The following is a 23,691-nucleotide window of genomic DNA, read 5'->3' as shown; positions in this document are numbered from 1 at the left end:
CCTGGGCCTGTGGAACGACACCCAGACCGCCGCCTTCCGCCGCATCACCGACTTCATCAAGTCACAGGGCGCGACCGTGGGTATTCAGATAGCGCACGCCGGGCGCAAGGCGTCGACGGAGCGGACGTGGGTGGACCGCGGTGCGCCGCTCGCCCCCGGTGAGCGGCACGGGTGGCAGCCGGTCGGGCCGAGCCCGGTGGCGTTCGACGAGAAGTCGACGGCTCCCGAGGAGCTGTCCGTGGCGCAGATCAAGGAGATCGTGGCGCAGTTCGCCGAGACCGCGCGGCGCGCGGTGGACGCGGGCTTCCAGGTCGCCGAGATCCACGGTGCGCACGGCTACCTGATCAATGAGTTCCTGTCGCCGTTCACGAACCGGCGCACCGATGAGTACGGCGGCTCGTACGAGAACCGGATCCGCTTCGCGCTCGAGGTCGTGGACGCGGTGCGTGCGGTGTGGCCGGAGGAGCTGCCGCTCTTCTTCCGGATCTCGGCCACCGACTGGCTCACCGAGAACCCGGAGGACGGCCGCGAGGGCTGGACCGCCGACGACACCGTCCGCTTCGCTGCCGACCTCAAGGCGCACGGCGTCGACCTGCTGGACACGTCCACGGGTGGCAACGCGCCGGATGCGAAGATCACCGCGGTGCCCGGGTACCAGGTGCCGTTCGCCACGCAGGTCAAGAAGGAGACCGGGCTGCCGGTGGGGGCCGTTGGCCTGATCACCGAGGCCCAGCAGGCCGAGAAGGTCATCGTGGACGGCGAGGCCGATGCCGTACTGATCGGCCGCGAGCTGCTGCGGAACCCGTACTTCGCCCAGCAGGCAGCCCGTGAACTGGGCGCCACTCCGCACGTGGCCCAGCAGTACCACCGCGCCTGAGCGAGTGTTGTCAGCGGGGGCCGGCGCCCGAGGGTGCCGGCCCCCGCTCTGCTGTGCCGCCGGTCAAGAGGCCCCCAGCGCCGGGTAGTCCGTGTAGCCCGTTTCGCCGCCCACGTACATCAGGTACTTGTTGCGTACGGGGTTGAGCGGGGCGCGGGTGCGGAGGCGGGTGACCAGGTCGGGGTTGGCCAGGAAGGGGCGGCCCAGCGCGATGAGGTCGGCGCCTGCTGAGAGGAGGCGTTCGGCCTCGTGCCTGCCGCCGTCGGCGGGGAAGGGGTCGGGCAGTACCGGGTTGGCGATCAGTGTGCCCGGCCAGTGCTTGCGGATGTGCTGGTAGACGGGCTGGTCGGGATCGGCGAAGGCGACGTGCAGGTAGGCCAGACCGCTGTCGGCCAGTGCGGCGATGAGCGCCGGATAGATGTCGTCGGTGTCGTCTTCCTGGATGCCGTTGACCGTGTTGCCGGGGGAGATGCGCAGGCCCACCCGGTCGGGGCCGATCGCGTCGGCGACGGCTCGGACCACCTCGGTCACGAAGCGGATGCGGCCGGCCACGGTGCCGCCGTACGCGTCGGTGCGGTGGTTGGTGTTCTTGGCCAGGAACTGGTGGAGGAGATAGCCGTTGGCGCTGTGCACCTCGACCCCGGCGAAGCCCGCGGCGACGGCGTTGCGCGCGGCGGCGGCGAAGTCGGCGACGGTGGTGCGGATGTCGTCGGCGGTCATCTCGCGGGGGACGACCGCGGGCCTGCGGCCGCTGGGCGTGTGGATCGTTTCCGGGAGGGGGACCGGCGAGGGCGCGAGGGGCACCAGGCCGCTGTTGTCGGGATGGCCGACCCGGCCACCGTGCTGGAGCTGCAGGAACATCCGCCCGCCCGCGGCGTGCACGGCGTCGGTGACCTGCCGCCAGCCGGCCACGTGGGCCGCGTTGTGGATCGCGGTGATGTTCGGGTACGTCTGCCCGACGGCGTTCGGCGTGGACGCCTCGGCGATGATCAGCCCGGCGGAGGCGCGCTGCGCGTAGTACGTGGCCATCATCGGGGTGGGGACACCGTCGGCGGTGGCGCGGTTACGGGTCAGCGGTGCCATGACCAGGCGGTTCGGTAGGTGAAGGGCGCCGAGTCGGGCGGGGGCGAAGAGGCGGGAGGCGGCTGTGGTGTCCGTTGTTGTGTTCGTCATGACCGTACGGTAGAAGTTGACACGGGTGTCAGGTTCAAGTCCTCAGGGTCTGGGATGTGGGGTGCGCGATGCGGATCGGTGAGCTGGCCCGGCGTACGGGAGTGAGCGAGCGCTCGCTGCGGTACTACGAGAAGCAGGGGCTGCTGACGGCCGAGCGTACGGCCGGCGGGCACCGCGAGTTCCCCGGCAGCGCCGTCGACCGTGTCATCCGCATCCAGGAGCTCTTCGCCGCCGGGCTGTGCAGCGCGAAGATCGGGCAACTGCTGCCCTGCATGCGGGACACCGACGGCGGACCCTCCGAGATCGCCACGCCACGGCTGGTCGCCGACCTCACGACGGAGCGGGGCCGCATCGACCGGATGATCGCCGATCTGGTCCGCTCGCGTGATGTTCTGGACGAGGTGATCGCGGCGGCGGCGGGGGACGTGGGAAACCGTTGACCGGGTGACGCCTATCCTCGCCGGGTGAGTACCAGCAGCCGCAGTCAGCACGTCCGTTACGTTGCCCGGTCCGTCCGGGCCATCCGGTCCTGGGTGGTCGTGTCGGAGGGGCATCCGGCGACGGCACGAAAGCCTTCCGCGCGGCAGCCGTTGCGGTCGCCGGTGGTTGCGGATGTGGTCGTGGTGGTGGCCGTGCTGGCGTTGTCGGTGTGGAACAGCACCAAGAATCCGTATCTCGGGCCGGCTGCACCGTGGGCGAATTTGCTGCTCGCCGGCGCCAGCGCGGTGCCGCTGCTGCTGCGGCGGCGCGTGCCCGAGGTGGTGCTCGCGGTGGCGTTCGTCGCGGAGGCGCTGCACATCTCGATCTTCGCCCTGCCGTGCGCGTTCTACGCCGAGGGCGCGTACCGGGGGCCGCACAGCCGTCGGACGGTGTGGGCGACGGCGGGGGTGGGACTGCTGTACGTCATCCCCTGGGGCAACGCCGACGCCTGGTCGCATCCGCGGACCCTGCTCGGCGGGTTCCTGGTGAACTTCGTCCTCGCCATACTCGTACCGCTGCTCCTCGGCCTGTACGTGGGCGAACGGCGGGCCGTCCTCGCGGGGCTGGTGGAACGGGCCGAGCGGGCGGAGCGGGAGCAGCGGCTCCTGGCCGAGGCCGCGCGCGCCGAGGAGCGGCAGCGGATCGCCGGGGAGATGCACGATGTCGTCTCGCACCAGGTGAGTCTGATCGTGGTGCACGCGAACGCGCTGGCCACCGTGGCACATGACCCGAAGGTGACGGCCGAGGCCGCGGCGATCATCCAGACGGCCGGGCGGCAGGCGCTCACGGAGCTGCGCGAGATGCTGGGGCTGCTCAGGGGCGGCGGACCGGCGGCCGGGGACGTACAGGAGCGGGCCGAGCCGGCGAAGCAGGCGCGGGCGACCGAGGCCGACGGTGCCGCCGTCGACCGGATCGCCGCGCTGGCCGACAGCTCCCGGGCCGCCGGGCTGCCCGTCTCGCTCCGTACCGAGGGCGATCCGCGGCCGCTCGCCGAGCCGGTCGAGCGGGCCGCGTACCGCGTCGTGCAGGAAGCGCTGACGAACGTGCACAAGCACGCGCCCGGCGCGGCGACGGACATCCGTGTCGCGTACGAGCCGCGGACGCTGCGGGTGAGTGTCACCAATGGCCCGGCGGAGGAGGTCCCCGACGGCAGCGGTCCCCTGCTTCCCAGCGGCGGCCATGGGCTCATCGGCCTGGGCGAGCGGGTGCGGCTGGCCGGCGGTGACATCGAGTCGGGCCCGCTGGCCGACGGCGGCTTCCGCGTGCTGGCCACACTCCCGGCACCGCCTCGCCGGTGAGGCCGGGGCCCGCTCGGGCGGGTCAGTTCGTGCGGTCGGCGAATCCGGCGGGCAGGTCGGCCGGGCCCACGGCGACGACGCTCTCGTCGTCCTCGCCCACGTGCTCGAAGAGTGTGATCTTCGCGAACTCCGGGACGACGTAGACCGGGTAGGCGGGGCCTTCGTCGCGGTACTTGGCCATCTCGTCCAGGTGGTCGTTCTGGAAGCAGACGGTGCGCTCGGGGTGCTGCTCGACCCAGTGCGGGAAGAAGATCACGCCGTGCAGCTGCCGCTTGGCGGGGGAGACGGTCACGCTGACGGAGGTGCCGGTCGGCTCGGTCCAGGACACCTTGTACACGTCCTCGTCCAGCCGGACGAGATCGACCGCCTGGTCCTTGACCCAGCGCCCGCCGACCATGCCGGTGTGGATCCGGTAGTCGATGGTCCCGGCGTTCTTCACGTACATCTCGTACTGCCAGCCGTTGGCGTACGTGTAGATGAACCGCTTGCCGGTGATGCCGGAGAGGTCCTGCGGCGGGACGGGGTGCTCGACGGTGGTCTGCATGGTGGTGCCTCCTTGCTGTGCAGTGGTCGCTCACGGCGGCCACCACTTCACTTTGCCACAAAATAGTTTTGCAACAAAACACCATGCTGCGCTGCGACAATCGCTCCATGGACACCGCAGCCTCCCTCAACCACCTCCTCGGCCCCCTGCGCAGGGCCGTCCTGCGCTCGACCCGTAACGCCGAGGGCCTCCCCGACCTGCCCGAGGCCCACATCGAAATGCTGCGGGTGCTGTCCGCCGACGGGCCGATGGGTACGGGCGCGGTGGCGGCCCGGCTCCGCATGTCGCCCTCCACGGTGAGCAACCTCGTCCGCGCGATGAGCGCCGCGGGCCTGGTCGAGCGGCGGCCCTCCGCGACGGATGCGAGGAGTGTGGGCCTCTCCGCGACCCCGGCGGCCCTCGAACTGCTCGCGCGCTACGACCGGGCCAGCCGCAGGGCGCTGCAGAAGGCGCTGGACGGCCTGCCGCCGGGCGACCGCGACGCCGTCGCCAAGGCGATACCCGCGCTGGAGCGCCTGGCGGCCTCCCTGGGGGAGTGAGTCTGGCGGCTTCCCTAGGGGAGTGACCGGTGCGGCCGGCGCCGGAACCCCGGCGCCGGCCGCACGGCTAGCGACTGGAGACGCTGAACCGGTTGGTGCTGAAGTCGAGTCCGCCCGGCGACGAGGTGATCTCGTAACCGAACTGGACGTCGCCGATGGTCTCGTCGCCCCACCAGCCCTTCTCCTGGATCCACTTCAGGACCGGCAGGATGTCGACCGTGCCGGCGGAGGAGTCGGAGGTGCGCAGGAACGAGTACACCTGGTTCGCCCCGTTGTCGCCCTTGTAGACCTTCCAGGTGGAGCCGCCGAGGGTGACGGTGGCCTGTTCGGTGCCGATCGGGCCGACGGCGCCGGTCTGGTTGACCCAGAGCATGACCTCGTGGTCGTAGTCGCTGTCCCAGATGTCGTACGAGGTGTTGTACGCGCCCGACGCCGGCACGGTCACGTCGTACGTGCTGGTCAGCGAGGTGATGCCGCTGATGGGCTTGCCGATGACCTTCTTCGCGTTGGGGTAGGACTTGATGCCGGGGGTGCCGGGGTGGTCGGCCGTCACGTCCCAGTCCGACGCGGACTCGGCCCGGATCGTCTGCGAGCCGGCGCCCGAGCCCCAGATGTTGTTGTAGAGCGTGTAGCCGTCGGGAGTGGTGTACGAGCCGAAGGGCTCGGACGAGGACCAGGTGGCGGCCTGGGCCGGTGCGGCGGCGAAGCCGAGCAGTGCGGCGAAGGCCGCCGTGACGGTCAGCGGGAGCCGTATGCCGGGTCGCCGGGTGCGTCGTGTCATGAGAGTTCAGCCTTTCTGCTCGTCGAGGAGTGCTGACAGTTCCGGGGTGTCCGGGGCGGCTGTCAGGAGGGTGCCGGTTTCGGGGAGGAGTACGTGCCAGGGGCCGGGCGCGCCGGTGGCCTCGACGGTGACGCGCGGGCCGTCCCGACGGGTGCGGAAGACCGCGTCGGGTGCGCCGTCCGGGGCCGGGACCCGGGTGGTCACCGAGTCGCCGTCGCGGAGCCGGTGCACCCGCAGGGTCACGTCGTGCCGCCAGTCGTACACGGCGCTGTCGGCCACGCTCCCGAAGGGGATCACCGAGCCCGGGCGGGCCAGCAGCGGCAGGCTGTCGAAGCCGTACCGCTCGCGCCGCCAGCCCGGTCCGCGCACCCGCTCGCCGGAGAGCAGGTGGGTCCACTCCCCGTCCGGTACGTAGTACTCGACGGTGCCGTCGGCGGTGAAGACGGGCGCCACCAGCAGATCGTCGCCGAGCATGTACTGGCGGTCCAGGGCGTGGCAGGCCGGGTCGCCGGGAAAATCCAACAGCATCGCGCGCATCACCGGTGTGCCGTGCGCGGCGGCCTGCCGGGCGGCGTGGAAGAGGTACGGCATCAGGCGGTGCTTGAGCCGGGTGAAGTCGCGGGTGACGGCGACGGCCTCCTCGTCGAAGTCCCACGGCACGCGGTAGGAGGTACTGCCGTGCAGCCGGCTGTGCGAGGACAGCAGACCGAACTGCACCCAGCGCTTGAAGACTTCGGGGCTCGGCGTGCCTTCGAAGCCGCCGATGTCATGGCTCCAGAAGCCGAAGCCGGACAGTCCGAGCGAGAGGCCGCCGCGCAGCGACTCGGCCATCGCGCCGACGGTGGACTCGCAGTCGCCGCCCCAGTGGACGGGGAACTGCTGGCCGCCGGCCGTCGCCGAGCGGGCGAAGAGGACCGCCTCGTCCGGGCCGCGCTCGGCGGTGAGCGTCTCGAAGACCGTGCGGTTGTAGAGGTGGGTGTAGTAGTTGTGCATGCGTGCGGGGTCGGAGCCATCGTGCCAGACGACGTCGGTGGGGATGCGCTCGCCGAAGTCCGTCTTGAAGCAGTCGACGCCCTGCCCGAGCAGGCCGCGCAGCTTGTCCGCGTACCACTGCCGCGCTTCGGGGTGCGTGAAGTCGACCAGGCCCATGCCCGCCTGCCACATGTCCCACTGCCACACGCTGCCGTCCGGCCGCCGTACCAGATAGCCGAGCCGGGCGGCCTCGTCGAAGAGCGGGGACTTCTGCGCGATGTACGGGTTGATCCAGACGCAGACCTTCAGTCCCTGCTCCTCCTTGAGCCGCCGCAGCATGCCCGCCGGATCGGGGAAGACCTCCGGGTCCCAGGTGAAGTCGCACCACTGGTAGGCGCGCATCCAGAAGCAGTCGAAGTGGAAGACGCCGAGGGGGATTTCACGGTCCGCCATGCCGCGTACGAAGCGGGTGACGGTGTCCTCGTCGTAGGAGGTGGTGAAGGAGGTGGACAGCCACAGCCCGAACGACCAGGCGGGCGGCAGCGCCGGGCGGCCGGTCAGCGCGGTGTAGCGGTCCAGGATCTCCTTGGGGGACGGGCCGTGGATCACGTAGTACTCCAGCGTCTGGTCCTCGACGCTGAACTGGACCTGGCCGACCGCCTCGGAGCCCACCTCGTAGGAGACCTGCCCCGGGTGGTTGACGAAGACGCCGTAGCCGCGGTTGGTGAGATGGAACGGGACGTTCTTGTACGCCTGTTCGCTGGCCGTGCCGCCGTCGGCCTGCCAGATGTCGACGCTCTGGCCGTTGCGGGTGAAGGGGGTGAAGCGTTCACCGAGCCCGTACACCAGCTCGCCGACGCCGAGGGAGAGCTGCGCGAGGGAGTGGTGAGCGCCATCGGAGGTGGTGGCGAAGCCGGTGCCACGCGCTTCGGCGGAGGTGAGCGTACGGCCGTCGGCGAGGAAGTCCAGCCGGTACGGAGCGGCCGTGTCCACCCGCAACGACAGCCCCCCACTGGACAGTTCGAGGAGGGAGCCGTCGCGATGGACCTTGGAGGGCGCGCCCTCCGGCCCGGTGCGCAGGGCGAAGTGCGGGCCGTGGTCGGCCGCCCCGGCATGGTGGGTGGCCCGTACGCCGATCACTCCCTCGGCCGGGGAGAAGCACTCGACCGTCAGGAGTGGCGCGTTGAGAGTGTCGCCCCGGTGCCGGAGCCGGCGTGCGGCGGCGTAGAGGGTGAACCGGTCGTCCTCGACGCGGGTGTCGACGATCTCGGTGGCGTACGACGCGTCGACGCCGTCCCGCATCAGCCAGTAGCCGTCGGTGAACTTCATCGGATCCTGCCTTTCGAACCACGGGCGCGCGGTGGCTACTTGACGGAACCGCCGGCGATCCCGGCGGCGATGTACTTCTGGGCGACGACCAGCAGGACCGCCGCGGGGACGGCGGACAGCACGGCCGTCGCCATGACCGCGCCCCAGTCGCTGACGTGAGCGCCGACGAACTGGTAGATGCCGAGCGTGACGGGCTTGACGTCGTCGGTGGTGTTGAGGGTCAGTGCGAACATGAAGTCGGACCAGGCGAAGAGGAACGTGAACAGCCCGGCCGTGATGAGGGCGTTGCGGCTCATCGGGAGCACGATGCGGACGAAGGCGGTGAACCGGTTCGCGCCGTCGACCAGTGCCGCCTCGACGACCTCGCCGGGGAGGGAGACCATGAAGGCACGCAGCAGCACGATGGAGAACGGCAGCCCGAGCGAGGCGTCGGCCAGGATCAGCCCGAGGTAGGAGTTGACCAGACCCAGCTCCGCGTACGCGCTGTAGAGGGCGTTGGCGATGACGATGCCCGGCACCATCTGGGTGAGGAGCGTGGTGAAGACGACGCTGCGGCCGCCGCGCAGCGCGGACTGCGCCAGGCCGTACGCGGCGGGTGCGGCCAGCGCGAGGCAGACGGCGACGGCACCGAGCGCGACGGCGAGGCTGGTGAGCATCGAGCGGCCCTGGCTCGCCAGCGCCTGCCCGAAGCTGTCCAGGCTGGGGGCGGTCGGGAACCAGGACACCGCGATGCCCGAAGCGGGCTGGAGCGCGGTGTTCAGCATCCAGTAGACCGGGAAGAGCAGCACGGCGAGGATCAGCAGTGCCGCCGCGGTGTTCCAGGCGCTGCGCAGCCTGCGGATACGCGAAGGGTCCACGACGATCACTTCCCCTGGCCGAAGTCGGCGCGGTTGGCACGGAGGTACAGCACGGCGAAGACCGCGCTGATGAGGACGAGGACGTTGCCGACGACGGCGCCCTGGCCGAAGTCCAGGCGCAGGAAGGACAGTTGGTAGGTGACGGTGCCCAGGGTCTGGGTGGCGTCGGCCGGGCCGCCCGCGGTGAGCGCCAGGATCAGGTCGAGGATCTTGACCGTGGACATGAAGCCGAGGACGAGTACCACGGTGATCACCGGCCGCAGCAGCGGCAGGGTGACGCTGCGGAAGGCCCGCCAGGGGCTCGCGCCGTCCAGCGCGGCCGCCTCGTACAGCTCGCGGGGGATCTCCTGGAGGCCGCCGTAGAGGATGACCATGTTGAACGGGACGCCGATCCAGATGTTGACCAGGACGGCGGAGAGCAGCGCCACGCTCGGGCTGCTCAGCCAGGGCACCCCGCCGTCGCTCAGCCCGAGGGCCTGCAGCGCGGCGTTGAGTACACCGTGCTCCTGGTCGAGGATGCGCCGCCAGACGACGGCCGACACGACCATGGGCACCAGCCAGGGGAGCAGCAGGACGGCCCGGACGACCCCGGAGAGGCGGAAGCGCCGGGAGAAGAAGACGGCCAGGGCCAGGCCGATGGTGAACTGGCCGAGCAGCGAGCCGGCCGTGAAGAGGGCCGTGTGCCACAGGGCGTCGGTGAACAGTGGATCGGCGAGGACGGCCCGCCAGTTGGCGAGCCCGTTGAAGGGCGCCTCGCCGGTGAAGTAGGTGGTGGGTGTGTAGTGCTGAAAGCTCATCAGCACGTTTCGGATGAGCGGATAGCCGAAGAACGCGGCCATGTAGACGAGGGCGGGGGCGACGAAGAGCCAGCGGAGGAGTCCGGGACGCCGTGCGAGGTTGCTCATGGCCGGTTTCCTCATTTCCCCGCCGCGGCTTGCCGCTGTGCCCGTTGAAGTGCCGCTTCGGGGCTGCTCCGGCCGGTCAGTACGGACTGGAAGGCGCCCGAGAGCGCGTCTCCCACGGCGGGCCAGCGGGTGCCGACCCGGGCGGTGCGGGAGCGGGCCGTGGAGACCAGCTCGGCGAAGGCAGCGAGCTTGGGGTTGCGTTCCGCGTACGTACGGGCCGCGGCGGTGCGCGTCGGCACGTTGTTGGTCGCCTGCCCCCAATCCAGCTGGTTCTTGGGAGTGTTGAGGCAGTCGAGGATCTTCGCGGCGTTCTGCTCGCGGTCGGGGTCGTCGCTCTTCGGTACGGTCATGACGGTGCCGCCGATGGGGGAGACGGCCTTGCCGCCCGTCTCGGGGACGGGGATCTTGGCGACGGCCCAGTCCACCTTCTTCTGCGCGGCGAGCACCGGCACCTGCCACGGCCCGTTGACCATCATGGCGGCCCGGCCCGCGACGAACTGGTCGTTGACGTCCTGCTGGTTCCAGTTGACGACGGCCTTGGAGACGGACCGGTCCGCGACCAGCTGCTTCCACAGCCCCAGCGCCGCCTCGCCCTTGCCGTCGTCGAGGCGGGACTCGTCACCGCCCGCCGACCAGAAGAAGGGCAGGAACTGATAGACCCCGTCGGCGTCCGGACTGGCGCTGAAGGCCAGGCCGTACGTACCGCCGCCGGTCAGCTTCTTCGCCGCGGCGCGCAGCTCGTCCCAGGTGCGCGGCGGGGTCACGCCGGCCTTCGCCAGCAGGTCGCGGTTGTAGTACAGGGCAAGGGAGTTGGCGGCGCGGGCCACGCCGTATCGGTCGCCACGGTACGAGCCCAAGGAGGTGGCGCTGCGGGAGAAACCGGAGGCACCGACGCCGAGGTCGCTCAGCCGCCGCAGCCCGCCGGTCCGGGCGAACTGCGGCAGCTCGGAGCCGTCGAGCTCCAGGATGTCGGTGAGCGAGTGGGACGAGGCCATCCGCAGTGCCTTGGAGGACACCTGGTCGGCGGGCACGCTGAGCTGCTCCACGCGCAGGCCCAGCAGCCGGGCGCAGCGGTCGAAGAACCTCTGGTTCTTGGTGTGTTCGGCGGTGTCGGTGGCGGAGTTGAGCACGGTGACCGTGTCGGGATCGGGGGCGGCGGCGCAGCCGGTGAGGCCGAGCGCGGCCGTCGCCCCCGCGGTGATCGCGGCGAGCACCGGTCTGGCTGCACGGGAGTGCATGGGCGGTTCTCCGTTCGGAGGCGGCTCAGGGGAGGTACGGTGTGGCGCCGGGCGCCGGGGGAGGTGCGATGCGGCGTCGGGCGCCGGAAGAGGCTGCGTCAGCGCAGTGAGAAGGTGCTCAGACGCATCGCGTCCGAGAAGACGAGGCAGACGTCGTGCCGGCCGCCGGCGCCGCGCAGCGGGGCGGTGACGGTGACGTAGGAGTACCGGTCGCCGGTGCCGCGCACCTCGGCCGTCCCGACGAGCGACCCGTCCGGCGAGCCGAGCCGCACCTGCACGGTCCCGCCGCCGGTGCCTTCCTTCGCGACACGCGCGGTGAACTCCCTTGCGCCCGCCCCCAGTTCGACGTCTCGGAAGGCGATCCAGTCGCCGCGCCCCGTGGCGCCGACCGCGTCCCCGCGTACCTTGCTCTCGTCGACGATCCGCACTCCCCGGTAGTCGTCGAAGTCGGCGGCGCGCGTGGTCCTGCTCAGGTCCCGGGCCGGGATCTTCTCGCCGTCCACGCGCAGCGTCGCACGCCCCCGGATGTCCCGCGACGACGCGCCCACCAGCACGTCGTGGACGCTGCTCTCCACGGCCCACCGGCCGCGGGTGACGTCCCAGTGCGCGAGATCGGCGGCGCGCAGCGGCAGCCGTACGGTCGTGCTCCGGCCCGCCTTCAGGTGCACGCGGGCGAAGCCGCGGAGCTGCTTGAGCGGCTGCTTGTCGCGCGAGGTGCGCTGGTGGGTGTAGAGCTGCACGACCTCGTCACCGTCCCGGTCGCTGGTGTTGGTCACCCGTACGGAGACGGTCACGGTGCCGTCGGCGTCCACCGTGCGCGCGGACAGCTCGGGCCGGCCGTAGCGGAACGAGGTGTAGGACAGGCCGTGCCCGAAGGGGTACAGCGGAGTGCCGCGGAAGTAGAGGTAGGTGCGGTCCGAGGCGATGATGTCGTAGTCGAGCAGGTCCGGCAGGTCGTCCGCGGAGCGGTACCAGGTCTGGGTGAGCCGCCCGGCCGGGTTGTGGTCGCCGAACAGGGCGTCGGCGACGGCGTGCCCGGTCTCCTGGCCCGCGTGCGTGGTCCACACGATCGCCGGCACCTGCTCCCAGGTGGTGGTGACGGGGTAGCTGGTCTCCAGGACGACGACCGTGCGCGGGTTGGCCGCGCGGACGGCCTTGACCAGGGCGTCCTGCCCCGCGGCCAGTCCCATGTCCGTACGGTCGTGGTCCTCGCGGCCGTTGATGCACGGCATGCTGCCGACCACGACGACCGCCGCGTCCGCACCCCGCACCGCCTCGACGGCGTGCTCGACGCCCCCGCGCACCACCTCCGCCTCGTACCGGGCGGCATCGTCCTCGGTGGTCAGCCGCAGCGTCCCGCCGGCGTCCGCCGTGAGGTACTTCTTGTCGCCGAACCAGTCGGCGGCGGTCTCGTACCCGGCGTAACGGATCAGCCGGCTGCCGTCGTCCTGCTCCTCCAGGACGAACTGCTGCTGGACGTACCAGCCGTTCGGCTGTTCCTGGTCGTTGCGGAACACCTTCCCGTCGTAGCCCACGTACTTGCCATTGGCCACGCTGCGCAGCGTCACCACGCCCTGGCCCCAGTCGAAGACGTCGAACTGCCCGGTGGCCCCCGCACTGCCGCCCTTCTCGGTGAGGACCGCGCCGTCCGCACCGCTGCCCGCGGTGAGATACGCGCCGGTGGCCTTGTTGCGGAACGCGACCCGGTCCACACCTTCGCTGGTGGTGACGGTTCCGGCGGCGCCCAGCCGCTCCGTGACGCCCTTCAGCGGAGTGATCGCGTACGGCAGGGTCCCCGAGTACCAGTCGGTGTAGAGGGTGTCGGCCAGCGGGCCGACGACGGCGACCTTCTTGAGGGCCTTCGCGTCCAGCGGCAGGGCCGCGTGGTCGTTCTTGAGGAGGACGACCGCCTCGTCGGCGGTCTCGCGGGCCAGCGCGCGGTGCGCGGGGCTGTCGATCACCGACCTGCCGATCCCGGCGTACGGGCCGCCGTCGGGGTCGAACTCGCCGAGCCGGAAACGGATGCCGAGCAGGTGCCGGACCGCGGTGTCGAGGTCGGCCTCGTCGATCAACCCCTTCTCCAGGGCCGTGGTGAGCGCCTCGACGGTCTTGCCGGGCTCGGCGCTGTCGGTGGTGAAGCTGTCGATGCTGGCCTTGAGGGCGGCGGCGTCCCCCTCGGCGAGAGTGGGGTAGTAGTCCTGATTGCCGGGGAGCAGGTTGTTGGGGGCATCCGCGTCGGTGACGTTGAAGAGATCCTTCTTCGCCCACTGGCGCACGGTGTCGTTCAGACCGGGATGGACGGTGGCGGGCCGGCCGTTGACCAGGTTGTACGAGGACATCACGCCGGTGACCGCGTCGGCGCTCAGGGCGGGCCGGAAGGCCGCCTCGTCGTACTCCTTCAGGACGCGGGGCCGGAGGACCGAGTCGGAGGTGGTCCGGCGGGTCTCGTTGTTGTTGGCCAGGTAGTGCTTGATGGTGGGCGCCGTCTTCAGGTGGACGGGATCGTCGCCCTGCAGGCCCCGGCCGTAGGCGGTGGATATCGCGCCGGTCAGGTGGGGGTCCTCGGAGTACCCCTCCTCGTTGCGGCCCCAGCGCGGGTCCCGCAGCAGGTTCACCACCGGCGCCCACACATTCAGGCCCCAGCCCTCGGGCCGCTCGTGCTGGAAGCCGCGCGCCTCGTCGCCGACGGCCGCGCCCACGCGTCTGATCAGGGCGGGGTTCCAGGTACTGGCCAGGCCGAGGGCCTGCGGGAAGACGGTGGCCGGGCCGAGCCAGGCGACACCGTGCAGGGCCTCGGTGCCGGTACGGAACGGGCGGATGCCGAGCCGTGGGACGGCCGGCTGGTGCTGGTGCAGCAGGGTGATCTTCTCGGCCCGCGTCAGCCGGTGCAGCAGGTCGTCGATGCGGTCCTTCAGGGGGAGACCGGGGTCGCGGAAGGGGTGTGCGGTGCGCGTGCGCGCGGCAGCGGGGGCGGCTCCTGTCAGATCCAGGCCGGCGGCGAGCGGAGCGGCCGCCAGGCCGAGGGCGAGCACGGCACGTCGGGATGGGCCCTGTGGCTTCACGGGACTCCTTCGAGTCGAAGCGCTTCGATAACGGGTACGTGGTGCCGGGTGGTGCGGGGGGCCGGTCGTCCGGGCCCCGTCAATTCACTGTCGTGGGCGATCAGTTCACGTGCGCGCGCGGTGCCGTGCTGGCCCGCTCGGTCAGTTGCGGGGGCAGCAGCGTGGCGTCCGGGACCTCCCGGCCGGCCAGCTTCGCCATGAGCAGCTCCACCGACCGCTCGCCCACCTCGGCGGCGGGGAGGGCGACGGAGGTGAGGGGTACGGCGGCCCCCTCGGCCAGCTCGTCCGGGCACAGGGCGACGACCGACAGGTCCTCCGGCACGCGCAGCCCGGCCCGCTGGAACGCCTCCAGCAGCGGCCCGAGTGCCGGCTCGTTGTGTACGACGACGCCCGTCAGGTCCGGATGCTCACGCAGCAGCCGGTCGACCGTCTCACGCGCGGCCGGGGCGCCGGGCGCGCACGGGAGGACGGTCGAGGTCATGCCGTACCGGCGCGCCGCGGCCGTGAAGCCCGCCGCCGTCCGCCGGGCGAAGCCGGTGTCGCGCGCGTACACCTCCGGCGGCGACCCCAGCAGCGCCACACAGCGGTGGCCGAGCCGCGCCAGGTGGCTGACGCATTCCGCGCCGGTCGCCGCGAAGTCGAGGTCGATGCAGGTCAGCCCCGCGGCCTCGGCGGGGAAACCGATGAGCACGGAAGGCAGGCCGAGGGAGCGCAGCAGCGGAATGCGCGCGTCGTGCAGCTGTACGTCCATCACGACGAGCGCGTCCACCAGCGCGCTGTCCGCCACCCGCCGCAGCCCGTCCTCGCCCTCCTCCTGGGTCAGCAGCAGCACGTCGTGGTCGTGCGCGCGGGCGGTGGTGACCACGGACGCCGCGAACTGCATCTGCACGGGCACATGGACACCGCTGCGCAGCGGCATCACGAGCGCCACCACATTGGACCGGCTGCTCGCCAGGGCCCGCGCCCCGGCGTGCGGGCGGTAGCCGAGCTCGCGGATGCTCGCCTCGACACGCTGCCGGGTCGCGGCGGAGATGGAGCGCTTGCCACTGAGGACGTACGACACCGTGCTCGGTGAGACACCGGCGCGCCGCGCCACATCAGTGATCTTGACCATCAGGCTCTCCTCGCTACCGCGCCCGCCGGACCGATGCGCCGGCCCGGTGCGTCGAACCGTTTCGACAACGGCCGTCGAAGCGATTCGGCGGAACAGTAGGGAGGGGGGTGGGGAGAGTCAATGGTGTGAACGGAAAGTTTCGTGCCCTTGCGGCCACCTCTCGAGATGCCGCAGCAGACGGTCGTACTGGCGGGTCCCCGCGTCGACGGCCAGGTGGGCGCCGCGCAGCACTTGGCAGAGCTCGGCGGGTGACAGGCGGGGGCGCTGGGCGCGCAGTCCGTCGGAGAGTTCCTGGCTGTGCCGCGGGTCGATGCGGATGTGCGCGGTGAAGTAGAGGCGGGTGTCCTCGTCGTGCAGGCCCACCCGGTCCATGCCCTCCAGGAGCAGCCGGAAGTGCGGCTCGACCCAGCTCTCGAAGACGAAGAAGCAGCCGTACGCGGCCTGAGTGCGGGCCGGGCGGGTGAGCAGCGCCGTGAACAGGTTGGAGGTGATCTTGGCGTACCAGGGATGGCTGTTGCGGTAGCGGGCCAGCTCCTCCCAGCCGGCGGCCGAGCCGAGCTGGCGGCGCAGCCAGTACGTGTGGAAGTTCTCCAGCAGGCCGCGGCCGCACTCGTCCCAGAGATTGGCGGCGGCGACCGCCTTCTGCTTGCCCTGGAGCCCGACGACGAGGAGCGCGACCTCGTCGTCCACGACCTCGTTGCGGATCAGCTCGCAGCGTACGAAGTACTCGATCCGGTCGCGGGTCGCGTCCCGCGCCAGGTAGTGGAAGAGCGGGTGGGAGACGCCGGGGTTGTCGGCGGCCAGCGCGTCCAGGTGGTCGGCCGCCGCCTCCTGCGTGGTGAGTTCGGGGACCGGCGCGGGCGTGGCCCAGACGTCGAAGAGTTCGCGTTCCAGCCGGGTCCGCGCGGCGAACAGGGCGATCTCCAGGTCGTCGTCGCGGGTGAGGGTGGCCGGTCCGTCGCGGTACCCGAGGGACCGGGAGGTGAGGGTGGCCAGGTGTTCGTGCAAGAACCGGCCGTGCGCCTCGGGGTCGGTACGGAGCCGGGCCAGCCGCTCCGCCTGGGCGTCGGCCGGCGCGCTCAGGAACCGGGCCAGCTCGGGCGCCAGCCCCCGGAAGGGCCGTACGGGCGGCCAGTACAGATCCTGCAGCGGCGGGACGGTCATCGCAGTCCTCCCTTCTCCGCGACGCGGAGCGCGTTGGCGGCGATGGTCAGGCCGGGGTTGACGGCCGCCGACGACGGGAACCACGAACTGTCGGCGATCCAGAGGTTGTTCAGGTCGTGTGCCTTGCACGTCGGGTCGACGACGCTGGTGGCCGGGTCGGCGCCGGCGACCGCCGTACCGCACTGGTGCGAGGTGACGTCGATGCCCATGCGCCGTGCGGAGATGAGGGGATAACCGGCGCGGCGCATCATCCGGGCGGTCCTGCGCACCAGTTCGCGGTGCGGTGCGAGATTGACCGGCCGCCACCCGACCCGGATCGCGCCGCTCGGGTCGACCGTGACGCGGTTGTCCGGGGCCGGCAGGTCCTCGCTCGTGAGGTAGAGGTCGACGCTGTGCCCGGTGAGGAACTCCAGCAGTGGCGTGGGGAGACGGGGATGGAGGCCGCGGGCGGTGGCGGGGCCGAGCTTGCCGAGGGTCTGGACATTGCCCAGGGGGCCGTGCGCGCCGTTCGCCAGGTACCAGTCGTTCAGGCCGAGGGTCTTCTGGAAGACCGTCCGGCTCGGGTGGCGGGGATCGACGGCGACGAGGAAGGTGCTGTTGTGCACCATGTAGTTGCGGCCGACCTGCCCGGAGGAGTTCGCCAGGCCCTCGTGCCGCCCGTTACGGGAGCGCAGCAGCAGCGCCGCCGTGTTGACCGCGCCGCAGGCCAGCACGTACCGGTCGGCGCGGATGCGGAGCTCCGTACCGTCGTGCCGGGCGGCGGCGACGGTCACCCGCCGCCCCGGCGGATCGGTCCGCAGCCCGGTCACGGTGGTGCGGGTCAGCAGGGACACGTTCCCCGAGGCCAGCGCGGGCCGCAGCGCGCACACGTCGGCGTCGCTCTTGGCGCCCAGCAGACACGGGAAGCCGTCGCAGGTGGCGCAGCGCACGCACGCGCCGTCCGGGCGCAGGTCGATGCCGGTGGGCAGGTCGAAGGGGGCCAGGCCCTGGGCCCGCAGCGCGTCGGCGAGCGCGGCGACCGCGGGCTCGTGGGGCACCGCCGGGTACGGGAAGCCGCCCGACCGCCAGGGCTCGGTGGGGTCCTGGCCGGCCGTGCCGTGCACCCGGTAGATCCGCTCGGCCTCGGCGTAGTACGGCTCCAGCTCCGCGTACGGGAAGGGCCAGGCCCGCGAGAGGCCCTCGGCGTGCCGCACGGGGCCGAAGTCCGCCTCCCGGAACCGCGGCAGGGTCGCCCCGAAGACCTTGGTGTTGCCGCCGACGTAGTAGTGCACGCCGGGCTGGAACCGCCGCCCGGTGCCCGCGTCGTACCAGTGCTCGGCGTTGCGGTACCGCTTCTCGGTGAAGACCGCGTGCGGCGACCAGTTCGCCGCCTCCCGGGGCAGGAAGTCGCCGCGCTCGACGACGAGGACGCGGGCGCCGGAGTCGCGCAGCGCGTACGCCAGGGTGGCGCCGCCCATCCCGGCGCCGATGACCGCGATGTCGCAGTCCACCTCGGGCCCGGAGGGCCGCAACAGCCCCGGGATGTCCGGATCATGGCCGGTGTTCATCGGTTCCTCCTTACCGGGCTTACCGGGCCCGCTGCCGGGGCCGTGAGGTGCCGGGCGGCGATCTCGTGCGCGAACGCCATGATCGTTCCCTGTGGGCTGATGCCGGTCGGGCCCGGCAGCACCGCGGCGTCGCAGACATACAGATTGCGGAAGCCGTACGGGCGGCCGTCCGTGTCGCACACCCCGCCCCGCCCGGGCGGCCCCATCGGGCAGGACGCCATGGCGTGCACGGAGACCAGGTCCCAGCCGCGCGGGTCGGACCGGCGCGCGAACTCCTCGGCGGCGCGCGGCGAACCCAGCACCCCGGGCCCCGGCGGATACAGCTCGACGGCGCCGGCCCGGAACAGCAGCCGCGCGGCACGCACCAGCGCGAACCGCAGCAGATCCACGTCGTACGGAGTGAGGCGGTGGCGCAGCACGGTGCCCGCGCCGGGGAACCGGCCGACGCGTATCCGGCCCGTCATCCGGACCTGCACGGTGAAGACCGCCATCCGCTCCAGACCGGCCAGCGCCGCGTCGATCACCGCGGGCCCCTGGCGCGCGAGCGCCGCCGCCAGCGACCCGGGCGTGAGGTTGGCGGCCATGACATGGATGCCCAGTCCGCCGAACTCGCTGAGCTGGGCGGTGAAGATGGTGCCCCGCTCGGCGTGCAGCGCGGAGCCGAAGCGGGCGGGCAGCCGCAGATTGACGTGGAAGGCCATGGCGCGCCCCGCCGTCCTGCGGTGGATGCCGCTGCGCTGGAGGAGCGCGGCGCTGCCGACGGCCCCGGCGGCGAGGAAGACCGCACGCGGCCGGTACCGCACCGGCGCACCGTCCGGCCCCACGGCCCGTACGGTGCGCACCGTACTGCCGTCGTGTTCCAGCCGTACGGCCCGCACGCCCGGTTCGATCCGCGCGCCGTACCGCTCGGCCTCCGGCAGATACGTCGTCGCCATCGTCCGCTTGGCGCCGGACGGGCAGCCGGTGGGGCAGCGGTTGCGGTGCGCGCAGCCCGGTGCGGCGCGCCGCGCGAGCGTCCAGCCCCAGCCCAGCCCGTCGGCCGCGGCGGCCAGCAGCCGGGAGTCCTCGTTGCCCGCGCCGTGCCGCTGCGCGTCCACCGCCAGCCGCCGGGAGATCTCGCTCAGATGCCCGGCCAGGTGGCGGGCGCGGTAGCCGTCGGTGCCGAGGCCGTCCGCCCAGCGGTCCAGCAGCCCGGCCGGCGGCTCCCACAGCAGTCCGCCGTTGACCACGGTGGTGCCGCCCACGCAGCGGCCCTCGCCGTACGGGATGACGGGGCTGCCGTAGACCGGGGTGAGCCCCGCGTTGCGGTACAGCCGGCGCAGGCTGTCGGCCGGTGCGGTGGCGGCGAGTTCGGCGGGGGAGACCCGCGGGCCTTCCTCCAGTACGTGCGGGTGGCGGCCCGCGCGGGCCAGCTCCAGCGCGGCGACGGCCCCGCCCGCGCCCGAACCGATCACCAGCGCTTCGCAGTCGACGGCGCGTGGTGTGCGCCCGCTCATGTCGTGACCTCCGTCCGGACGGAGGGCGGCACGGGCGGCTGCGGGGCCGCGCCGCGGACGAGGCGGTCCGGGCCCCCGTCCAGCCCGCCGTACAGCGCCAGCGCCTCGGCCGACCGCAGCAGCAGCGCGCACCCCGGCAGCCGCGCCAGCCGCGCGCTCCCGTTCGCCAGCGCCGCCGGTCCGGCCATGGTCACCCACCGGCCGGTGACCAGCAGAAACGCCAACGGCAGCAGGCGCAGGGCAAGCCCGGCAGCGATCCGGTACGGCCGCGGCTGGACCCGCAGACTGCCCGCGACATGGGCGGTGGCACGCTCCCGCACCTCGCGGTCCCGCAGTACCGGATGGCGCGCGGCCCACACCGCGGGCAGCCCGCTCGCCGACAGTGCCCGCTCCAGAGCGGCCGCGGCCCTCATCGCCGCACCGCCTTGTCCTTCGCGAACGCCGCCAGCAACCGGGGCGCGCCCTGGTCCAGTACGGCGTCCAGCGCCGCCAGGAACACCTCGACCTCCTTGTCCCCGGCCACCAACGGCGGCGCGACGATCAGCGGCAGGCCGTGGTTGGAGCCGTAGAACGCCAGCACGTCGTGCTCCCGGTACAGGGCGGCGATCACGGCCGCGGTGATCAGTTTGAGCCGCAGCCGCGGGTCCCGCGCGAAGGAGCCGGGCAGCAGCCGCAGCACGCGGTCCAGTGCCGGATGGCCGGCCCGCAGGAACACGCCGTGCAGTGCGCCCCGCCCGGCGGTACCCGCGACCAGCCCCGGGTGCCGGGCGGCGATCAGGGCCAGGCCGGCGGCGAGCTGTTCGCCGATCCGCACGGCCCGACCCGGATAGTCGTCCTCGACCGCGATGGCCACCGCCTCCAGCGCCGTGACGGTCTCCTCCCCGAAGCCGTAGTACGTGGTGCTGTGCAGCGTCGCGTCGGCGAGGTTGTCGTACGCGGCGCGGAACAGCGTCTCGCGTGCGATGTAGCCGGAGATCGACGCCTTGCCGCCGCCGAAGGACTTGGAGGTGGTCAGCACGTCCGGCACCAGCTCCGGGTACCGCATGAAGTGGAAGAGCGTCCCGGTCCGGCCCCAGCCGGTGTACACCTCGTCGAAGACCAGCACGATGCCCTGCTCGGTGCACAGCCGCCGGACCTCGCGCAGGAACTCCTCGGAGCACTCGCGCAGCCCCGAGGCGCTGAACGGCTCCAGCACCACCGCGTACACATCGCTGCCGCCGTCCCCGGTGGTGTGCCGCTCCAGCGCGAGGACGAAAGAGTGCAGGTCGTCGTAGGTGAAGGAGTCGGTGCCGGGCAGCCCGGGGAACGGGAAGTCCACCTCCGGTGACGCGGTGAGGCTGCCCGCGCCGAGCAGCTTGCCGTGGAAGGCGATGTCGGAGTGGAGCACCGTGCCACGACGGCCGCGGTGGTACTTGTACGCCAGCTTCACCGCGCCCTCGACGGCCTCGGCGCCGGAGTTCGGGAAGTAGCTGATGTTCAGGTCGCCGGGGAGGAGCTGCGCGAGGTTGTGGCCGAGCGCGGCGACGTAGGGGGAGAGGAAGTTCTTGTGCACCTCCATTGCCTGGCGTTCGGCGAAGCGGCGGCGGGCGGCGAGGATGCGCGGGTGGTTGTGCCCGTGGTTCAGCACGCCGATGCCGCCGGTGAAGTCCAGGATCCGGCGGCCGTCGCGCAGCGTGATCCAGCAGCCCTCCGCGCGCTCGGCCAGGTCGTGCCCGAAGCCGAAGGAGCCGATCAGCGACACCTGGCTGCGGCTGACGTAACGCCGGTACAGGCCGTGTAGCTGACGTGGCGTCATGTACTGGCAGTCCTCGGCGGTGAAGAGGTCGGTCATGTGGCCGCTCCCGTGGTGAGCGGGGCGGGGTGCGCGGGCCGGGCCGCCGCGGCCCGGATGCGGTCGGCGATCAGCCGGCCGGCGCGCTGCCCGCCCCGGAGGGCGTAGTTGGTGCCCCGGTCCTCGGGGAAGACCTGGGCCATGCCGGCCAGGTAGAGGCCCGGCAGGGGGCTCTCGGTGGCGGGGACGGTCCGCGAGTAGTGCCGGGTGATCACCGGCTGGGCGTGCTCCGCGCGCCACACGTGCCACCCGCGCACCCACTCCTCCCGGAAGGCGGGGAACATCCGGCGCAGATGGAGCAGGCTGTAGCGGTAGACCTGGTCGTCCGGCATCCGGTACAGCCCGGTGCCGGCGGGCAGGTACTTGGACAGATAGACGACGTGCCGTCCCCCGTAGTGCCACGCCGGGTCGAGGTTGGTGTGCTCGATGACGCCGACGTAGGGGAAGCCGGGGTCGGTGACGTTGAGCCAGTAGGTGTCCGACAGCGGCCGGTCGTTCTCCAGCACCAGGCAGATGTTGGCCAGGTACGGGATCGCGGTGAGCTGCCGCCGGAGGGCGGGGACGGCGGGGTGGACCGCGTCCGTGAGGAGGGCGGCGGCGGGCCCCGGCGGGCGAGGTGACCTCCAGGGTGAGCGGCGGGCCGTCGTCCGCCGGGCCCTCGGTGAGCGCGCGAGCCTCCACCGGGATGGTGAGGCTGACGGCCTGACTGGCGGCGCCGAAGCCGAAGCGGCCGTAGAGGGCCGGCTCGGTGGAGTTGAGGACCGCGACCGGCTCGGCCCGCGTGGTGTGCAGATCGGCGAGGACCCGCAGGATCATGTCGCGCATCAGGCCGCGGCGGCGGTGCGCGGGGGAGACGGCGACGTAGCCGATGCCGAAGACGGGGCGCGGGCCGGTGCCCGGCAGCGTCATGTCCAGGGAGTAGCCGGCCAGCGTGGCGCAGGGCCGGCCCGCGGCGCACGCGAGCAGCGAGCGCTTGGGCTCCAGCAACTCGGCGACGGTCGCGCGGTGTTCCGGTGAATGGTCGTATCCGCCGTAGGCCGGCCCCACCACCTCGGTGAAATCGGACCGGTCGTCGGGGGCGCGGAACTCGTAATCCGGTGACGGCGGTGAGGAAGAATGCACGGGACACCTCCGACCGATTCCAGCTGATGTCCGTACGGACATCACAACGGGAAAAGGGATTCTGTCGGCGCGGAGGACGGGCAGGCCGTACTGCCCGATGTCGAGGTCTTTTTCCGCCGTGGCGGACGCCGCCTTGTGAAAAGGACCGCCGCGAGGCCCGGATCGCGGTCTCCTCATGCGCCGATGAACCGATTCGGGGCCGCCAGAGGCTGCTAACCACAGTCTTGAGACGGCCCCCGGCTGTCAACCCCCGACGCCCGGAACTCCCCGGTCAACGGCGATTCCGGCCATTCCGACCGGGCCCGGTACCGCGCATTTCGCATCCGGCCATTCTCTCCCGAACGGCCTTGCGCGGCTCGGGTATCCAACCAGACTCGGAACAGTGGCCGCCAGGGTCGAATGAGCTGTACATGACGTGACGGGAGTCGCCATGACCAACGGCAAGCTCGTTTCCGGAAGGACAGCACCCGGCGAGGGATGGGTCGCCTACCCCGACCGCAACGGTGACGGCGTGTACCTCGACGTCGACACCTCGGAGGGGAAATTCACCACGACGCCCGCGTATATCGCGGCCCTCACCGGTGACGACCGCATGTGGATGACCACCGGCGGCAACACCGTCTATGCCGCCACCCCGACCGGTTTCCGCATTTATGTGCGGCGCGTGGACCGCCAGGCGATCGACCCCGAGTACGCCGCCAAGAATGGCTGGCACATCGCCTGGATCGCGGCCGAGGTCTGAGCCGCGCGAGGCCGCCTCTCAGGAGCGGCCGGTGTCGCCGCCGAGGACGTACAGCTCGGGGAGGTTGACCACGATCGCCTCCTGCGTGGAGCGCGCGATGACGACGACCGCCTCGTCGTCCGGGCTCGGGTTCTCCTCGCGGTGCGGCACGTACGGAGGTACGAAGATGTAGTCGCCCGGGGAGGTGCGGATGCGGACCTCCTCGGGCGTGCCGCCGGAGTCGTCGAGGAAGACGAACTCCGGATGGCCCTTCACGACGTGGATGGCCGTCTCCGAGACGCCGTGGTGGTGGTTGGCGGAGGCGGTGCCCGGTGCCACGTGCGTCTGGCCCATCCAGATCCGCTCGGAGCCGACCGTGCCACCGCTGATCGCCGCGAACCGCCGCATGCCGCCGGTCTGCGCGGTGTCGCCGTCCAGCGCGTCCGCCCGCACGTGATGCAGCCGCGCCCGCAGCGGGGGCACCCCCTCGCCACCGTCCTCGTGGGGCGGGAGGTCGGGGTGGAAGGCGTCGGGTGCGGTCATCGGATTCCTGCTCCTCGTGTGGCGGCGGTCGTCGTCGGTCGCAGCGTAGTCAAGCGCGGACGCCCTCCGTACTCCGTTCGGCGCTGTCCTGACCTGCC

Annotated in this window: 21 protein-coding genes and 1 pseudogene; 5 read left to right on the top strand and 17 right to left on the bottom strand. The window is 72.0% G+C overall.

Features of this window, described 5'->3' with window-relative positions:
• Positions 1 to 877 (top strand): NADH:flavin oxidoreductase/NADH oxidase (locus IF04_RS0124435; RefSeq protein WP_030261780.1); only part of this gene is annotated, 877 nt, incomplete at its 5' end.
• A gap of 63 nt (positions 878 to 940) precedes the next feature.
• Here the strand turns inward: IF04_RS0124435 and IF04_RS0124430 are convergent.
• Complete coding sequence (locus tag IF04_RS0124430) at positions 941 to 2,050, bottom strand: alkene reductase (protein ID WP_030261778.1); 1,110 nt, start codon at positions 2,048 to 2,050, stop codon at positions 941 to 943.
• A 68-nt stretch (positions 2,051 to 2,118) separates the two neighbouring features.
• On the opposite strand from IF04_RS0124430, the gene IF04_RS0124425 reads away from it, so the two are divergent.
• The gene (locus IF04_RS0124425) at positions 2,119 to 2,490 is read left to right on the top strand and encodes a MerR family transcriptional regulator (RefSeq protein WP_030261775.1); all 372 of its coding nucleotides are present in this window, start codon (positions 2,119 to 2,121) and stop codon (positions 2,488 to 2,490) included.
• A gap of 24 nt (positions 2,491 to 2,514) precedes the next feature.
• Positions 2,515 to 3,828, top strand: coding sequence for a sensor histidine kinase (locus IF04_RS0124420; RefSeq protein WP_030261772.1), 1,314 nt, complete (start codon positions 2,515 to 2,517; stop codon positions 3,826 to 3,828).
• A 22-nt stretch (positions 3,829 to 3,850) separates the two neighbouring features.
• Here IF04_RS0124420 and IF04_RS0124415 read toward each other — a convergent pair whose 3' ends face one another.
• Positions 3,851 to 4,372 (bottom strand): phenolic acid decarboxylase, encoded by a 522-nt coding sequence (locus IF04_RS0124415; RefSeq protein WP_030261769.1) that lies wholly within the window; start codon positions 4,370 to 4,372, stop codon positions 3,851 to 3,853.
• 107 nt (positions 4,373 to 4,479) lie between these two features.
• Between IF04_RS0124415 and IF04_RS0124410 the strand changes: the two genes are divergently transcribed.
• Complete coding sequence (locus tag IF04_RS0124410; RefSeq protein ID WP_030261767.1) at positions 4,480 to 4,911, top strand: MarR family winged helix-turn-helix transcriptional regulator; 432 nt, start codon at positions 4,480 to 4,482, stop codon at positions 4,909 to 4,911.
• A gap of 67 nt (positions 4,912 to 4,978) precedes the next feature.
• On the opposite strand, the gene IF04_RS0124405 is transcribed toward IF04_RS0124410, so the two are convergent.
• The 14 genes and pseudogenes from IF04_RS0124405 to IF04_RS40420 form a co-directional block, all read right to left on the bottom strand.
• Entirely contained in the window at positions 4,979 to 5,692 is a 714-nt protein-coding gene (locus tag IF04_RS0124405; protein WP_030261765.1) for a GH12 family glycosyl hydrolase domain-containing protein, read from the bottom strand.
• A 6-nt stretch (positions 5,693 to 5,698) separates the two neighbouring features.
• Positions 5,699 to 7,993, bottom strand: coding sequence for an alpha-xylosidase (gene yicI / locus IF04_RS0124400; protein WP_030261763.1), 2,295 nt, complete (start codon positions 7,991 to 7,993; stop codon positions 5,699 to 5,701).
• 35 nt (positions 7,994 to 8,028) lie between these two features.
• A complete protein-coding gene (locus IF04_RS0124395; RefSeq protein ID WP_106975661.1) occupies positions 8,029 to 8,757 on the bottom strand; it encodes a carbohydrate ABC transporter permease in 729 nt (242 codons plus the stop codon).
• Positions 8,758 to 8,855: 98 nt separating this feature from the next.
• Entirely contained in the window at positions 8,856 to 9,755 is a 900-nt protein-coding gene (locus IF04_RS0124390) for a carbohydrate ABC transporter permease (RefSeq protein ID WP_037960488.1), read from the bottom strand.
• 11 nt (positions 9,756 to 9,766) lie between these two features.
• Positions 9,767 to 10,993 carry an ABC transporter substrate-binding protein gene (locus tag IF04_RS0124385; RefSeq protein ID WP_030261755.1) on the bottom strand — a complete coding sequence of 409 codons (1,227 nt, stop codon included), beginning with the start codon at positions 10,991 to 10,993 and terminating at the stop codon, positions 9,767 to 9,769.
• Between the two features lie 98 nt (positions 10,994 to 11,091).
• On the bottom strand, positions 11,092 to 14,055 hold the full coding sequence (locus IF04_RS0124380) for a glycoside hydrolase family 3 protein (protein ID WP_030261753.1): 2,964 nt from the start codon (positions 14,053 to 14,055) through the stop codon (positions 11,092 to 11,094).
• A gap of 100 nt (positions 14,056 to 14,155) precedes the next feature.
• Positions 14,156 to 15,169 (bottom strand): LacI family DNA-binding transcriptional regulator, encoded by a 1,014-nt coding sequence (locus IF04_RS0124375; protein WP_030261750.1) that lies wholly within the window; start codon positions 15,167 to 15,169, stop codon positions 14,156 to 14,158.
• A 117-nt stretch (positions 15,170 to 15,286) separates the two neighbouring features.
• Positions 15,287 to 16,333, bottom strand: a complete 1,047-nt coding sequence (locus tag IF04_RS0124370) for an iron-containing redox enzyme family protein (RefSeq protein WP_078600714.1) — start codon at positions 16,331 to 16,333, stop codon at positions 15,287 to 15,289.
• Positions 16,330 to 17,880, bottom strand: coding sequence for an FAD-dependent oxidoreductase (locus IF04_RS0124365; protein ID WP_051831519.1), 1,551 nt, complete (start codon positions 17,878 to 17,880; stop codon positions 16,330 to 16,332). Before IF04_RS0124365 ends, IF04_RS0124370 begins: the two co-directional genes overlap by 4 nt.
• Positions 17,877 to 19,376 (bottom strand): GMC family oxidoreductase N-terminal domain-containing protein, encoded by a 1,500-nt coding sequence (locus IF04_RS0124360; RefSeq protein ID WP_030261744.1) that lies wholly within the window; start codon positions 19,374 to 19,376, stop codon positions 17,877 to 17,879. The genes IF04_RS0124365 and IF04_RS0124360 overlap by 4 nt, the downstream gene beginning before the upstream one ends.
• Entirely contained in the window at positions 19,373 to 19,789 is a 417-nt protein-coding gene (locus IF04_RS0124355) for a hypothetical protein (RefSeq protein ID WP_030261742.1), read from the bottom strand. Before IF04_RS0124355 ends, IF04_RS0124360 begins: the two co-directional genes overlap by 4 nt.
• Positions 19,786 to 21,207, bottom strand: coding sequence for an aspartate aminotransferase family protein (locus IF04_RS39910; RefSeq protein ID WP_030261739.1), 1,422 nt, complete (start codon positions 21,205 to 21,207; stop codon positions 19,786 to 19,788). The genes IF04_RS0124355 and IF04_RS39910 overlap by 4 nt, the downstream gene beginning before the upstream one ends.
• Positions 21,204 to 21,713, bottom strand: coding sequence for a hypothetical protein (locus tag IF04_RS39905; protein ID WP_051831518.1), 510 nt, complete (start codon positions 21,711 to 21,713; stop codon positions 21,204 to 21,206). Before IF04_RS39905 ends, IF04_RS39910 begins: the two co-directional genes overlap by 4 nt.
• Positions 21,714 to 21,930: 217 nt before the next feature.
• A pseudogene (locus tag IF04_RS40420) lies at positions 21,931 to 22,371 on the bottom strand (GNAT family N-acetyltransferase); the annotation flags it as partial.
• 388 nt (positions 22,372 to 22,759) lie between these two features.
• On the opposite strand from IF04_RS40420, the gene IF04_RS0124335 reads away from it, so the two are divergent.
• Positions 22,760 to 23,071, top strand: a complete 312-nt coding sequence (locus IF04_RS0124335) for a hypothetical protein (protein ID WP_030261733.1) — start codon at positions 22,760 to 22,762, stop codon at positions 23,069 to 23,071.
• An 18-nt stretch (positions 23,072 to 23,089) separates the two neighbouring features.
• On the opposite strand, the gene IF04_RS0124330 is transcribed toward IF04_RS0124335, so the two are convergent.
• On the bottom strand, positions 23,090 to 23,593 hold the full coding sequence (locus tag IF04_RS0124330; protein WP_030261731.1) for a cupin domain-containing protein: 504 nt from the start codon (positions 23,591 to 23,593) through the stop codon (positions 23,090 to 23,092).
• Positions 23,594 to 23,691 lie beyond the last annotated feature (98 nt).

Origin of the sequence: Streptomyces violens (assembly GCF_000717745.1) — a bacterium.
Taxonomy (GTDB): Bacteria; Actinomycetota; Actinomycetes; order Streptomycetales; family Streptomycetaceae; genus Streptomyces; species Streptomyces violens.
The sequence above is the reverse complement of the archived record's forward strand: the minus strand, read 5'-3'. Positions and strand labels throughout refer to the sequence as shown.